Here is a 14,624-nt window from a genome sequence, read left to right as displayed (position 1 = left end):
CAGCCAGGGCTAATTCATGAATTAGCCCTGGCTGTTGGGTTTTACATTGGGGCCATTCAGCCCCAAAAAAAACACCATACAATTAAGCTCCCTGGAAAATAAATGTGCTTGTCATTCGGTTATATCTATTGACTTTTAAATTCAAAGTACTTTGACTAATGAAGCAACTAGCGATAAAACAACTTTTCTGGCCCGTCTTGGCACTGTCCTTCCTGGCTTTCATTTTTTGGATCATCATCCAGGCAGACCTCGGCCAGAGCATAGGCTTTAGTAAGTTCGTCAGGCACCTGCCTTTTGGGGACAAACTGGGGCACTTTTTCCTCTATGGTGTCCTTGCTTTTTTGGTCAACCTGGCATTAAAAAACAGGAAGATTGCTATCTCAGGCCATCAAATACTGTTGGGAGGTTTGCTCGTATTGGTTTTTGCAATACTAGAGGAGTTTACACAAATGGCCCTTTCGACACGCAACTTTGAGCTATGGGATATGTTTTGCGACCTACTGGGAATTACCCTATTTTCTTGGTTGGCTTTACGAATTAGTAAACCTGAGAACTGATTACTTTTAGCGGGCAGAAATGGGCAGAATATACAAGTTCCGTAACTTACGGACTCCTTGCGATCAAGTAGATCGTAACACAAGCAGCTTTTTGCCCCAAACGAAATCATTGCCAGCTAAATGAATATTGAGCAATCTAAGCAGAACATCACCCTAATCGGGGCCGGAATCATGAGCGCTACGCTAGGGGTACTGCTCAAGAAGCTGCTCCCAAATGCACAAATCACCATTTTTGAAAGGCTAGACAAGGCCGGACAAGAAAGCTCCGATGCCTGGAACAATGCAGGTACCGGGCATTCGGCTTTTTGTGAACTAAACTATACGCCGGAAAAAGAAGACGGGACGATAGACCTGAGTAAAGCTTTGCGGATTTCAGAACAATTTGAAGTGTCCAAACAGTTTTGGGCTTACCTCAAAGAAAGAGGAAACTTGTCTCAAAGGAAAGCATTCATCAATGATATCGACCACATGTCGCTGGTTTGGGGTGCTGACAATGTTGCGTTCCTCAAGAAGCGCTACGAGGCCATGGTGCAGTATCCCATTTTTGAAGATATGCTTTACTCAGAAGACCCGCAACAGATCGCTGAATGGATTCCTCTGATGATGAAAGGACGCACGGACGAATATCCGATTGCAGCTACCCGGATGGCCATTGGTACCGACGTTAACTTTGGTGATATCACGCGCGGCATGATCCGCTACCTTGAGGATTTGAAGGGTGTAGAGGTGAATATGGCGCACGAAGTACAAGATATCGAAAAGCAGCCAGACGGCCGCTGGCTAGTGGGTACAGAAAACCTTACTACAGGAAAGAATAAAGAAGTATTAGCCGATTTTGTGTTTATCGGCGCTGGTGGGGGAGCTTTAAAACTATTAGACAAATCAGGCATTCCGGAAGCCAATGGCTTCGGTGGGTTCCCCGTGAGCGGGCAATGGTTGCGCTGCAACAACAAAGATATTATCCAACGGCACGAAGCCAAAGTATACGGGAAAGCAGCTGTGGGTTCGCCACCTATGTCGGTGCCTCATTTAGATACCCGAATGATCAATGGCGAACGCTGTCTGCTGTTTGGTCCTTATGCAGGGTTCTCTACCAAGTTTTTAAAGAATGGCTCCTACCTTGATCTTTTTCTCTCTATTGAGATGCACAATGTTTGGCCAATGCTGTCAGCAGGTGCCAAAAACCTGGACCTTACTAAATACCTGGTAGAGCAGGTGCTACAAGATAAAAAGGATAAGTTCCGCTTCCTCCAGCAGTATTATCCGGAAGCGAAGATCGAAGACTGGCAACAAGAAACCGCAGGGCAGCGCGTACAGATCATTAAAAAAGACGACAAAAAAGGCGGCAAGCTTCAGTTTGGCACCGAAGTAGTGAGCAGTTCAGATGGAACACTTTCTGCCCTTCTGGGAGCTTCCCCTGGGGCATCTACCTCCGTATCAATCATGCTGGAGGTACTAACTAAATGCTTCCCTGACAATCTAGCTTCTCCAGAATGGACCAAGAAGATAAAAACGATGATCCCATCCTATGGGCAATCTCTAATTACCAATAAAGAGCTTCTTGATAAAACCCGTACAAGGACGACAGATATTTTGAAGTTGGAAGAGGATGTTACTAATCCCGAATAGAAAACTCCGCCCAAAGCGGATAATGATCCGAAATCATCCAGGAGATTTGTTGGGTATTAAGACCTCTGTTTTTCAATACATGCGGGACAAAGTCGAAATTTCCTCCCTTAATGTATTCCATACTCAACTTAGACTTTTTGCTACGGCCATTAAACCAGGCAATATGGTCATAAAACTTGCTCGTATTGAAAATACTCCTGGTCACAGCGGCTAAATCGTCAGGAATATACAACCCACTGGAAATAAAAGTTTCGTGCAACAAGTCGCCCCGAGCATCTACATTAAAATCTCCTAAAGCGATTAAATTATCACTATAGCTATCGGAGCCAGAAGCCCACTTTGCCATCCAATCTGCAATTGCTTTAAGTTCTGGAATACGGTCTCCACTAGATTTTCCATAAAGAATATGGAGGGTTACCAGAATAAACGTTTCGCCCTTACTTTTAAAACTCACAGCATAAGGCGTGCGGGCAAACTGCTCTCTTAAAGCCCCTGCTGAAATGTTATCAAGCTGTTCCTTGGGAACAACCAACTCCGAGGCGAGACCTGAGAGTTTTACCCGTCGTGTATCAAAGACAAAAGCCATTCGTTCTCCGTTCCCCGCATCTCCTTCCGTAACATCCGTAAGGATAAAACTCCAATCGTCCCCCAATATTTCCATCATTTGGTGCAACCCGGCAACATTGGCTTTCACCTCTTGAATAGCAATGACGTCAAACCGCTCTACGATGGCTGCAATCAGATAAAGGGAATGCATATCTCTACGAGGAGAATCTTCTTTCCCCGATTGCCACTCCTTGGTGATATTCCCAAATGCTCTAATATTCCAGGTAGCAACCAGGAGGTTACGATCCAGGCTTTTAGCAGGAATCGATTGGTCGAGTACATCTTCTAACTCTTCTAATTCTGCTGCTATCTTGGCAGGAATTTTAGCGGATGCAAGTTCATTTTTCATGGCCAGTGGTTATATCTGTCCTTAAGTTAACATTGTTTTAACGCAGAAGAAGTACTTTGTGTTGATTTTCATCAGGATACTTCCTAACAAAGGCTATCATTCGGCATAATAACTAGCCGAAAAAATAACCACTCCGTCCTTAATACGTTTTTACTGCATGTTGAATAACCAATTGCTTTATTATGAAACCTATCCTTGCGACAAGCCCAATGCGGCTTGGATGCTATTTGTACATGGCGCAGGAGGAAGTACCAGGACTTGGCGTAGACAAATTGATGACTTGAGTCAAACTTACAACCTACTCCTTATTGATTTGCCAGGGCACGGCGAGATGGCTAAACGCAGCAACTCTGCTGATGTTTACACCTTTGGAGCCATTGCTTCTGCTATCTGGCAAGTCGTTGACCATTTACAGATCAAAGCCTCTCATCTGGTAGGGGTATCCTTAGGTGCTATTATTGTTTTAGAGATGCGGGAATTGCGCCCGAAACAAACCATGTCTATCATTTTATCAGGGCCTATCCTTCAGTTAAACACCAAGCTAAAAGTGCTCGCTTCCATGAGTTTGGGACTGGCCAAAATCATTGGTTATCCCAACTTCTACAAACTTAGTGCGCTGATTATGATGCCGCGCACCAATCACCAAAAATCGAGAAAAGTTTTCATTAAGGAGTCACGCGTACTCACTACCNAGGAGTTCCGTAAATGGACCAATATGTACTATGGTCTAAACAAAACACTAAAGAGGCTTTTTCAACAACCACTATCACATCCTCATTTACTTGTGAGTGGTGCACAGGACCATCTTTTTCTTTATGCTGCCCAAGCATACGCAAGGATGCACAGCCAGTATACCCACTTGAAGATTGTACCTAAATGCGGCCATGTCGTTTCTATCGAAAAGGCAAGCATATTCAACCAATTGTGCCTTGAATTCCTGAACGAGAAGATGGGGGAGTGATTGTTGGCACGCCTGAATAAGCAACAACTTAGAGGAAATTATTAATGTAGTTTAGATATCCCGTCTTCCCTGCCTCCTTGCTCCAGAACCGTACAGATTTTGATAACGTTTTTATACATGTTGCATAAAATGCCGGCAACGAGGGTATCGGGTTACCATTAGGTTTAATTTCCGGATTATTGACAACAGACGAGTCTGCTTCCAACTCTTCCCTTTCTTCAATAACGTTGAGTATTTCATCTAAAAGCGCTTGGCGCCTGTCAGAAGAAGACAAGGGCTCTTTGGCCTCTTTCCCCTTAGCCAAGGTCTGAAAATAGATAACGAGTTGATCAAAAGCAAATACCACATCACCATCCAACAATTTAGGAAACTCCTCCCGAATTTCGAGCACCGTAAACTCGATGGATTGAATAAAGGCTTGTTGATACAGGGGTGGTTCTTTCATGTTGTTTGTTTTTATTACTACTTCCCGATGCAAAACTTTCCAAAAATATTCCCTAGCAAATCATCCGTAGATATTTCTCCCGTAATCTCTCCAAGGTGATGTAGTGATCGCCTGATATCCATCGCTATAAAGTCGGAAGTCACTCCTGTTGCCATCCCCTCCAACACAGCAGCTAGTGCTTCGTAGGATTTTTCTAACGCCTCATAGTGGCGAGCATTACTCACAATGGTGCTATCGGCATTCACTTTCTCTGAGAGCACTGCCTCATAGAGTTTGTCTTTGAGGTGAGGTACGTTCATGCCCTCGCGAGCGATGATAGGTACCCAGTTGTTTTGCTCCACCCCTGGCCCCTCCTCCGGAGGAGGGGAGACAGCTGCGCGATTTTCGCTAGGCAAGGGCTCTTGCAGCGCTTGCCTGATAGTATTCAGCACACTACCTATGTTATTAAAGACTGTTTCGTTTTTAAAGCGTAGTACGCGGTAGCCCATTTCTTCTAAAACCGTAGTCCTTTGCTGATCGCTCAACTTCACTTCTGGCAATTGGTGATAACCCCCATCTATTTCCAAAATCAATTTCCGGTCTAGACAAACAAAATCAGGGATGAAATTACCAATGACATGCTGTCTTCTAAATTCGCAATTCTCCATTTGTTCTCTTTGCAGATGAATCCACAAAGCCGCCTCTGCCTCAGTAGGATTTTTCCTCATCTCCCGTGCTTTCTCTTTCAAGAGCTTGTAAATTCTACCTTCCGCTGTCCTCCATTTACCAACCACACCTCCTTTTAAGGAGGAGGCAGAACCAAAGGAGGAGGAGGAGCCGAAGGCAATCTCCTCCCCCTCCCTTACCTCCCCTCCTCGCGAGGAGGGGCCGGGGGTGGAGCCATAGTCCTCCCACTTCGTATACGGATTCAAATCCATTTTATTCGCGACCACCAGCACGTGCATACCGGGCGTCACCAGCTTAGCAAGGTCGGCACGAACCTCTGCGGGCTGGGTATCAACCACATCAAAAACGTAAACCAGCAGGCTACTCTGCCGTACCTTTTCCATAGTTTTTTCTACACCGATGGCTTCAATTGCATCTTCTGCTTCTCGGATACCTGCAGTGTCAATCAGTCGAAACTGGATACCTTTTATATTCAGTACTTCTTCAATCGTGTCACGCGTTGTACCTGCGATCTCACTTACTATTGCGCGCTCTTCATTGAGCAAGGCATTCAAAAGGGTACTCTTGCCTGCATTAGGCCGACCTGCAATTACGGTATTTACGCCTTGCTTGATGACGTTGCCTAGCTGAAAACTCTGAATTAACTGCCGCAGTACACCTTGAATTTTTTCTACTAACTCGCGCAGGTCATCCCGGTTGGCAAACTCTACATCTTCTTCACCAAAATCTAGCTCTAGCTCAATTAGACTTGCAAAATCGATCAACTGCTGCCGTAAAGCAGCAATTTCATGACTAAAACCACCTCGCATCTGCTGCATGGCCAATTCATGGCTCCCCTCCGAACTAGAGGCTATCAAATCGGCTACCGCCTCTGCCTGACTCAAATCCATCTGCCCATTCAAGAAAGCCCTCATCGTAAACTCTCCGGCTTGCGCCAAACGCGCACCTTGGCGAATGAACAACCGCATCAGCTCCTGGATAATAAAGTCAGAACCATGGCAACTTACCTCTACCACATTTTCACCTGTATAAGAGCTTGGCGCTACAAACAGGGTCACTAATACTTCATCCAGTATCTTGTCCGATTCATCACGGATAGTGCCAAAATGTACGGTATGACTTGCTTGTTCTCTTAGGTTTTTTCCTTTAAACGTCTTGTCTACAATGGAAATCGCTGCCGGCCCTGAAAGCCGAATCACTCCAATAGCTCCCACTCCTTGCGGAGTAGCTAAAGCCACAATCGTATCCGATAAATTATGCGTAGAATATCCCATGAAGCGTTTTAATAAGAAAAAACAGCAATACAATCGACACAAAAACAAAATTAGAATAAAAACTAGAATTACTAAGCGTCTGTTTCAGACTTGCTCTAAGCCCGCTGCTTCCCTTTGAAAAAATAGAGAAAGCCAAACGCTACAGCTACCCCAAACCAAGTCGGAAGCCACCAAATTTGTGCCCAGTTATGGGAATGATCGGCAAGCGTATGAGCACTGACTGTCTGACCCGCAATTGTGGAACCAATAAAAACACCGATCCCCAACGTAAGCAAAGAATAAAACCCCTGACCTGTACCCCGTAAATGAACAGGCACCCGAGTATCCAGATAAATTTGCGCTGATAACATCGAGAAAATGTAGGCAAGCCCATGCATTCCTATTCCCAACATTAGCCAAGCTTCTGAATGAAAATGAATCCCGAGAATAAAGCAACCATAGCGCAAGCCCCAAGTCAGTAAACCCACAAAAATGATGTACTTCAAACGCCAACGCACAAAAAACCAGGGCAGCGCCAGCATAAAAATGATTTCCGTGATCTGGCCCAAAGCCATTTTTCCGGCGGCATTGGTTACCCCAAATTCATTCAAAAATGGATTAACAAAACTGTAGTAATAAGAAGACGGAATACAAATAAGCGCTATTGCGACAACCATCACTACCAGCGAACGATCCTTGAACAATGCCTGCATTTCAGATCCACGCAGACTTTGTAACAGGTTTTCTTTTTGCTTTTGCGGAGGCGTTGCAGGGAGCGTTAAAGAATAGAGCCCCTGTAATACCGAACAGGTAGCCGCTATCTGAAAAGGCAACACTTGATCTTCTACTTTCAACCAACTTATCAAAAGGCCAGCTAAAATCCAGGCAACAGTACCCCAAACTCGAATTCGAGGAAAATCTCGCTTCGTGTCTTCAATATGATGAAAACACAGTGCATTCGACAAACTAAAGGTCGGTAAATAACAAAGCACATACAGCAACATTAGCGGATAAAACCAGGCAAATTCCTGTACCTGTGAGACCCAAAACAACAAGCCTCCACCAACAATATGTAGCAAACCTAAAATCTTTTCCGTAGAAAAAAACGATCAGCAAGAACACCTAAAAGAAAAGGAGAAATAGTAGCCGCTATGGCTGTAGTCCCATAAATCATCCCCACCTCCAAGCCACTAAAGCCTAATGTGCCTTGCAGGTAAGTGCCCGCTGTTACAAACCAGCTGCCCCAAATAAAGAATTGCAAAAACTGTAAGACGGAAAGTCGTAAATGGAGGTTAGGAATCATCCGCGAAATTACAATATTGACATCTAGTACAAGGTACTTTACGCTCAGTATTTCTTCTAGTTTAAAGGTATTTATAAAGACAATAGAAATTCTACCTTTCTGAAGCCCCAACGACCAGATTTGAAGTCTACACAAAGATTTTTTGAACTAAAAAATCAGCAATTCCGAAAAAAATCTCGTTTCCACTTACCTCTTGACAATTCATCTACATAAAAGAATGAAGCCAAATCATTCTTAACTGAACAGCTAAGTGAAAAATTTATCATTGGTTTCAACACTTAGCAACTAAAACTAAAATCTATGTGGGATCCAAGAAAAACCCTGAAAAAAGGGTTCGAAACACTTTCTGACACAGCTCAAGATGGCTTACATGTCGTTTCCGGTGCAGCAGGGGATGCTTTTCAATCAGGGTTAGCATTTGCTAATCACATGAAGGAAGCTGGTGAACAAGGGGGAGAACTCCTTTTCGAAAATGGCAAAGACATTATAGAAGAAGGAGTTAGATTTGCCCGTGAACAAGGAGAAGCTGGATTTGATAAAATGGTGGACATAGGAAAAGACGCCGCCAACTTTGGAGAAGGTATTATTGATGGTGTTGAAGAAATAGGAGATGACGCATTAGAAGGAGCTAAAGACTTGGCTAAAGAAGGCTACGAGGCAGCTAAAGAGTTTGTCGAAGAACAACTAGCCGACCGCCTTAAAACACTTGCAGATACACTAGCTGATCATTCCTTGCCTGTATTAAATTGGTTTGAAGACCTAAAAGAAATCTTTGACGAGGCTGTCGACCTAGGTAAAGCTATTGCTGACGGTGACGGCAAAAAAACTATCTTACAGCTCCTGAAACTACTAAAGGAATTATCCGCGTTCGACGCTATTATCAACAAAATAGAGGATGAAGACATTGGGAGTATTGTGATTTACGGATCTGTAGAAGGAGGAGCCGTAGTAAGTGTGAATGCCGCGATTGGTATAGTAATTGACATAGGGATATTTATCCACATGATTAAAAATGCGGACAATTTATACAACAAGATACTCAACACACCAGATGCAAAATTGATCGAAGATTACAACGGAGCCATCTTTGCTTTTGTCGCTGTTGCTGGACTTGGCTTAGGCGTAGAAGGAGGGGTATCTGCTAATTTATTATTAGGCTACCATGTGAATAAACCAGAAGGCGTTCCTGGTGTAGCAATTGACGTAGGGGCATCTTTTGAATGTGAAGCAGGTGCCAGCATTGCAGTAGCCTTTGACCCTGTATCTTACTTCCCCCCTTCATTGGTACAAATCGTAGTCGGTGTAGGCGTAGGAGGAGAAGCAGGAGTAGGTTTAGGTGTTAGCTATTGCTTCAATATTGCAACAATGTACTCAGATTTTAAGATCTATGCCGGCCCTGAACAACCTCCGACTTACCCTACAGCAAAAGCAGCGAAAGAAGAAAAGGATCCAGATGTTTACTGGAACAAGTACTCTTGGGAAGAGCTGGGCTCCTATAACCAGTCATTATGGAGCAACCTAGGCTGGAATGATAGAAATTGGGATGGCCCAAGAAGTCAATACCCAAGGACATTTGTCACGGAATGGAATAATTTGAATTCTTCTGAAAAACAGGCCGTTAAAGATCTTGGTTACGACCAGGAAAGTTGGGACAATGATCCACCCCGAGGTTATTTGGCGAGAAGCTCTGGTGCTCCAGATACTTATTGGTATGAGTTTAATTGGGATGATATTGCAACAACAGAACAGGATTTATGGAAAACCTTGGGTTGGAGTGCAACAAATTGGGATACCAACAGTCCAAAGCCGACTTCTTTTTACAAAAAATGGACTCATCTTTCGAACGCTGAAAAACTTGCCGCTAACTTTTTGGGGTATGAGTCTAGCTCTTGGGATTCAACCGTTGAAGACATCGTAGTAACAAGTGCTATATACGGATTAAATGGGCAAACAATCGACGTTAAAGACCGTATTCAAGCATATATCAATAATGGCTCAACTAAAATACATGTGCGGAACAATATCATGGGACATGATCCTTACCATGGTATTAAAAAAAGGCTTGACATTTCTTACAAAATAGGCGATGGATCAACCATTACCAAAAGCGTAGAGGAACGTGATTATTTAAACATCTTATAAATCAGGCTGACAAACGAGGAGGTATATAAGCCACCCCAAATCTTGAGCCTATAAAAATCAGCATATTGGGTTAAGATGACCCTATTATTATGAGCGGTATCGAAGTATTTCGATACCGCTCAATTATTGAGTAGCAATCAGCTTTTTTGAGAAAATCACACTGACGCAACTATTCATAGCGACCTAGGGTTACTACTACTCCTTATAAAGTTATCGTACCAAAGTCCATTACTACCAGCCCGGGATCAAGTTTAACCCAAAGACCCCTCGGGTATTCTTTACCAATGGTACCGCATAGTAAGGTTCCACCACCAAAGCGCCAAAAAGGTTAATTCTAAGCGAAGCACCCGCTGTAAAAACAGGCTTCACTTGCGGATAAGCCACAAAAGGGTTCCCCGTTTCCGGGTTAATCAATGGTTCACCATTACGATCCAAGGTATAAATAGGGCCGCTAAGCTGATCATTCTGCGTCCACGCTATCCCCCCATCAATGAAGAGGTTGAAATCGGAGAACAAGGCTTTTGACTTTATCAATGCCAATTGCTCAGGCCCCGTAAACGGCAAGCGCACCTCAAAGCTGGAAACAAAAATCTTAGATCCCGTCAGTTCATCAAAATCACGACCGGAACCTAAGAAAATTTCCTGACCAGCTGCTGTATTCAATCCACGAATAAACCAGGGGTATCCCAGATACTGCGGAAAGAGTTGATCGCTATTACCACCATAACGGCCATAATGGGTCGCCCGAAAAGCAAAGCTTACTGGACGCACAAATTCATATTTCCTAAAATCTACCGTAGCAGAGGTAAAGTTGTATTCATCAAAATACTTACCCAATGCCACTCGGTAACGATGTCCGTTTAGCGGAGCTGCCATCCCAAAAGAGGAGTTGTCGCTCACCCAGGCAGCTTCTACTTGTCCGATTTGAAAACCAGGGATATCATCCACCTTGTTGCGTTCCTGCCCTACTAAGAGAAATGTATTGGGTTGGTAGTAAAAATCACGACGGTCTAAACGACCTGAATAAAGAGAGTAATTGGCATTCAGCTCTACCCGCATTGTACTAGACAGGGGGAGTTGCCCGAATACACCAAGCTGTTCCTGAAAAATCCTGGTCTCAAATAACGATTGCCGATCAACCAGAGAAATAGGCTCTCCTCCAGTTCCGAAAAGTGTATCTCTTAATTCAATCTCACTTCCGTTAAAACTACGGAAAGGCTGGTGAGATAGGGAAACACCCCAATTAACTCGGTTCTTGCGGTTAATATACGCGACAATACCGCCAACGTCTATCAGCTCACCATTCATCGCAATACTCGCAAAAAACTGGTTGTTACCCAAAATATCGCTAAACATCAGGTCTACGCCACCAGCAACACCAGTAGTAGTCCCAAAGGTTTGGTTGCTTCCAATACCTACACCACCACCGCCGCCAATATAGTCTAGCTTAAATTTCGATTGGTAAATTCCCGGTTGCAGAGAAAGACTGTCGTTTAAATCAACTCCGGCGGTATTCAACGCCAACAGTGGATCTACGATACTCGGAGCCCTTTTATTTACTCTAGGCAAAGTCGCAGCCGTCATATCTACTGCCAAAGGGTCTACTACCTCGGTTAATAAATCCTCGGTTTCCGCCTGATAAATGCGGTAGCCCTGGGAACTAAAGTAGGTATACACCAAGCGATTGCGTTTCCTGTCGATACTAAATGCAGGAGAGAAATGAGTGATACCACTCACACCAGTGATCAAATCTGTCAACTGTACCATCTCTGCGGTACCCTTATTGTAACGATATAAGTTGCGATAGCCATCACGGTTAGATAAGAAAACGATGTTTCCGTTAGCGTCTTCTTCCGGGTTCAGGTTATCTGCTCCTGGAAAAAAGGGGTAATTCGTGATTACGCCTGAAGCTACGTCCAACTCAGCGATATTAAAGTGGTATTTTCCAAAAGGACGGCTATCCTCGCGCATACTGCTTTCATCGGTTGCAAAATAGAGTCGACTACCATCTTCTGACCAACTTGCGTGCAATTCAGAGAAAGGAGTGTCCGTCAACTGGGTCACTTTTTTAGTACGAATATCAAAAGCGTATAAGTCTACCTGGCCATTCACCAAGCCCGTCACCACAATCGTTCGACGATCTGGCGACCATGCTGGATTGCTAAAAGCAGGTACGCCCGGAATTGGTTCTTCAAAAGTTGTCTTACCAGTCTCCGCATCACTGATGAGAAGAATATTGTCGCCTTTCGCAACACCTACATAAGCAAACTCTTGACTATTAGGCGACCAGGTACCCGATGATTCGATGTAATTGAAATCATCGATATGACCACTACGTGTACTACTTGCTACCTTACGGATAACTTTACCCGTGCGGGCTTCCGCCAGAAAAAGGTCGATACCAAAAACATCTTTCTCGGAAAGAAAAATCACATAACGACCGTTAGGGCTAATTTCTGGAGCAATATTCAATCGGCCACCATTCTCTTTACTGATTAGTTCTTTCCCAGGAAACTGTTCTGTTCGGCCGTCAATCATTTTTTGATAATAATCAACGATAGTGTTCTTCCATAATTTCGAAAGATCGTCACTTCCCATACCGAGGACTCGCTTAGATGCAGTATCAAAACCATACTTCGCTGTCTCCTCAAAGAAAGGAGCAATAATATCGTCCCCTTTCAAACCCGTGACAAACACCCAAAACATCTGTCCATAACGGTAGGGAAAATATTTAGGATTATTGAGTTGCTTCAGAGTAGGAAAATCATCATGCAAAACGGCATCGCGCATCCACATAGCTGTATGGGCATCCACTGACCCTATCGACAAATACTCGGCTAAACCTTCTACCATCCAAAGCGGAAGATTCCCCAAGTTGCGCAGGCTCGTAGAGTCCCCGTTAATGATCATGTTGTACTGAAAAGCGTGTACCAGCTCGTGCCCCAAAACATGGTGCGTTTGCTGGTTCGACATAGCAATGGGCATGATAACCCGATTTTTGAAGGCCTCCGTCACTCCACCAGTACCTACCCCAATACTACCACCGATAGCATTGGTTTGCTGAAAATCAGCATGGTTAGCATAAAGAATAAAGGGATTTCGTTCTCTGATCGTGTCGTGTAAGATCGCTTGGTGCTGCCCATACCATTCTTCTGCCTGAGCGACAAAATTCTGGATATAGGCATCATTATCGAGATAGTGATACAACTCGAAATGAGGGGATTTTAAAACCTTGAAATCAAAGTTTTCGTAATTAGGTTTGTTACGGCCGAAGTACTGAGCCTCGGCTTCTGGTGAGGCAATGAAGAGTGCCAAAACCATTGTGATTATTGATAATCGCATGAGAGGCAATTTTTTTATTTGGTTCAAAAGGGATAACAAGTTTAATCAAGCACATATAAAACGCTAGACGCCATTACAAGATGTATAGGATGGGTACCCAATGCGTTAAACATTTCTTAAACTAAAGCCTAGCGCAAGCCTGAAGACACATCTCCTCTCTTTCTAAAACCATGATTATCAGTGATTAGTTTGCTCTAAGTATTGCTAAAGCATTAAATTTCTTCTACAATTTGCCGACTAAATAGCTCCTGTAAGCGTTATTATCCAGAGCTTTGACGTCTCAATTATGAAATACCCCAAAACAACACCCGCCAAATGGTGTAAATGCGGTATCTTAAGGATAGTGTCAAAGTGAAATGCTGAAAAGCATAAAAGCCGAATGTTATGAAGTACCTAGTTTTAAGTAGCCTGATCATCTTTTTTGGAACCAGCCTGACCGCTCAGGAAACAGGGGGGTACACCAGAGTAAATGATCAATACTACAAATACATGATCGATGATTGCGGAGACACCTTGATTGTCGCCAGCCTGGAAGGAGTATCGATTTCTTCGTTACGTGCATTTGAAAACGAAGATGACTATCGCCGCTATCGTCGCTACCGTCAGTATGCACTCAAGGTTTACCCTTACGCAATACAAGCAATTCGTATTTTCAGAGAAACGGAATACGCCATGAATAACCTCTCCAAACGAGAATCCAAGCGCTATATCCGTCGACTCCAAAGAGAACTAAAAGATGAATTTGCCGACCCTCTAAAGAACCTGAGTAAAACACAAGGGTTAATCCTCATCAAGATGATTGAGCGAGAGCTTGATACCCCGATGTATGATTTGATCAAAAATTTGCGCGGCGGCATAACGGCCTCTTACTGGAACACCATGGGCAAGCTCTTTGGTCACAGTATAAAAGACGGTTACATCGATGGTGAAGATCGGATTTTGGATGCAGTCCTAGATGACTTTAATGTATCCTATGATGTCCCTGCAGCTACCGGTAACTAAGTATAGCTATTGAGCCATAATAAATATGACGCCGCTATTCTTCAACTATGCTAATCACATCAAAAACAACATGAGTCATCCCGAATTTTGATTGTCATCAAAATCCGTGCTGACCAACTGCAAAACCTATCGTTAAAGACGAAACCCCATGATTTCTACTAGTGAAATCATGGGGTTTCGTACAAATAGTCAGATAAATCACTCTTTTCAGATGCTTAATGACTAGTTCTTAGTTGTAGTCAGCTTGGATTTTGGCCTAAGCCAAAATTCGGGATGACTCATTTAAAGTCCCCCGAGATTCAAGGCAATCTTCCTTTACTCTTCTATACCCAACTCGGCTTTCACCAAAGGCATAATATCTTCTGACTC

Annotated in this window: 11 protein-coding genes; 5 read left to right on the top strand and 6 right to left on the bottom strand. The window is 43.7% G+C overall.

Annotation, left to right across the window (positions count from 1 at the left end; all coding sequences use genetic code 11):
* The first annotated feature begins 158 nt into the window (after positions 1 to 158).
* Together A3EU_RS0113465 and mqo are read left to right on the top strand one after the other, a co-directional pair.
* Positions 159 to 557: a VanZ family protein gene (locus A3EU_RS0113465; protein ID WP_020536698.1), complete on the top strand. Its 399-nt coding sequence runs from the start codon at positions 159 to 161 to the stop codon at positions 555 to 557.
* 120 nt (positions 558 to 677) lie between these two features.
* Positions 678 to 2,186: a malate dehydrogenase (quinone) gene (gene mqo, locus A3EU_RS0113460; RefSeq protein ID WP_020536697.1), complete on the top strand. Its 1,509-nt coding sequence runs from the start codon at positions 678 to 680 to the stop codon at positions 2,184 to 2,186.
* On the opposite strand, the gene A3EU_RS0113455 is transcribed toward mqo, so the two are convergent.
* Positions 2,173 to 3,141, bottom strand: a complete 969-nt coding sequence (locus A3EU_RS0113455; RefSeq protein ID WP_020536696.1) for an endonuclease/exonuclease/phosphatase family protein — start codon at positions 3,139 to 3,141, stop codon at positions 2,173 to 2,175. The two genes, mqo and A3EU_RS0113455, sit on opposite strands and share 14 nt — an antisense overlap.
* Before the next feature lie 157 nt (positions 3,142 to 3,298).
* Between A3EU_RS0113455 and A3EU_RS0113450 the strand changes: the two genes are divergently transcribed.
* Complete coding sequence (locus A3EU_RS0113450; RefSeq protein WP_020536695.1) at positions 3,299 to 4,102, top strand: alpha/beta fold hydrolase; 804 nt, start codon at positions 3,299 to 3,301, stop codon at positions 4,100 to 4,102.
* Between the two features lie 28 nt (positions 4,103 to 4,130).
* On the opposite strand, the gene A3EU_RS0113445 is transcribed toward A3EU_RS0113450, so the two are convergent.
* The 4 genes from A3EU_RS0113445 to A3EU_RS35270 form a co-directional block, all read right to left on the bottom strand.
* Complete coding sequence (locus tag A3EU_RS0113445) at positions 4,131 to 4,547, bottom strand: hypothetical protein (protein WP_020536694.1); 417 nt, start codon at positions 4,545 to 4,547, stop codon at positions 4,131 to 4,133.
* A gap of 17 nt (positions 4,548 to 4,564) precedes the next feature.
* A complete protein-coding gene (gene mnmE / locus A3EU_RS33630; protein WP_020536693.1) occupies positions 4,565 to 6,487 on the bottom strand; it encodes a tRNA uridine-5-carboxymethylaminomethyl(34) synthesis GTPase MnmE in 1,923 nt (640 codons plus the stop codon).
* Positions 6,488 to 6,582: 95 nt separating this feature from the next.
* A complete protein-coding gene (locus tag A3EU_RS30420) occupies positions 6,583 to 7,545 on the bottom strand; it encodes an MFS transporter (RefSeq protein WP_169433353.1) in 963 nt (320 codons plus the stop codon).
* Positions 7,546 to 7,547: 2 nt separating this feature from the next.
* A complete protein-coding gene (locus A3EU_RS35270) occupies positions 7,548 to 7,904 on the bottom strand; it encodes an MFS transporter (protein ID WP_156825758.1) in 357 nt (118 codons plus the stop codon).
* Between the two features lie 165 nt (positions 7,905 to 8,069).
* Between A3EU_RS35270 and A3EU_RS0113430 the strand changes: the two genes are divergently transcribed.
* The gene (locus tag A3EU_RS0113430) at positions 8,070 to 9,911 is read left to right on the top strand and encodes a hypothetical protein (protein ID WP_020536692.1); all 1,842 of its coding nucleotides are present in this window, start codon (positions 8,070 to 8,072) and stop codon (positions 9,909 to 9,911) included.
* 231 nt (positions 9,912 to 10,142) lie between these two features.
* Here the strand turns inward: A3EU_RS0113430 and A3EU_RS0113425 are convergent, their stop codons facing one another.
* Complete coding sequence (locus tag A3EU_RS0113425) at positions 10,143 to 13,253, bottom strand: basic secretory protein-like protein (protein WP_063824175.1); 3,111 nt, start codon at positions 13,251 to 13,253, stop codon at positions 10,143 to 10,145.
* Positions 13,254 to 13,637: 384 nt separating this feature from the next.
* Between A3EU_RS0113425 and A3EU_RS0113420 the strand changes: the two genes are divergently transcribed.
* Entirely contained in the window at positions 13,638 to 14,255 is a 618-nt protein-coding gene (locus tag A3EU_RS0113420; RefSeq protein WP_020536690.1) for a DUF4294 domain-containing protein, read from the top strand.
* Positions 14,256 to 14,624: the final 369 nt, after the last annotated feature.

Origin of the sequence: Lewinella cohaerens DSM 23179 (genome assembly GCF_000379805.1) — a bacterium.
Taxonomy (GTDB): Bacteria; Bacteroidota; Bacteroidia; order Chitinophagales; family Saprospiraceae; genus Lewinella; species Lewinella cohaerens.
Note: the sequence above shows the minus strand (reverse complement) of the source record. Positions and strands in the feature narration are given on the sequence as shown.

Bases quoted from the DNA above. Each gene is read 5' to 3' on its own strand.
- A3EU_RS0113430 (WP_020536692.1), top strand. From the start codon at position 8,070: ATGTGGGATCCAAGAAAAACCCTGAAAAAAGGGTTCGAAACACTTTCT.
- A3EU_RS0113465 (WP_020536698.1), top strand. From the start codon at position 159: ATGAAGCAACTAGCGATAAAACAACTTTTCTGGCCCGTCTTGGCACTG.
- A3EU_RS0113455 (WP_020536696.1), bottom strand. From the start codon at position 3,141: ATGAAAAATGAACTTGCATCCGCTAAAATTCCTGCCAAGATAGCAGCA.
- mqo (WP_020536697.1), top strand. From the start codon at position 678: ATGAATATTGAGCAATCTAAGCAGAACATCACCCTAATCGGGGCCGGA.
- A3EU_RS0113425 (WP_063824175.1), bottom strand. From the start codon at position 13,253: ATGCGATTATCAATAATCACAATGGTTTTGGCACTCTTCATTGCCTCA.
- A3EU_RS0113420 (WP_020536690.1), top strand. From the start codon at position 13,638: ATGAAGTACCTAGTTTTAAGTAGCCTGATCATCTTTTTTGGAACCAGC.
- mnmE (WP_020536693.1), bottom strand. From the start codon at position 6,487: ATGGGATATTCTACGCATAATTTATCGGATACGATTGTGGCTTTAGCT.
- A3EU_RS0113445 (WP_020536694.1), bottom strand. From the start codon at position 4,547: ATGAAAGAACCACCCCTGTATCAACAAGCCTTTATTCAATCCATCGAG.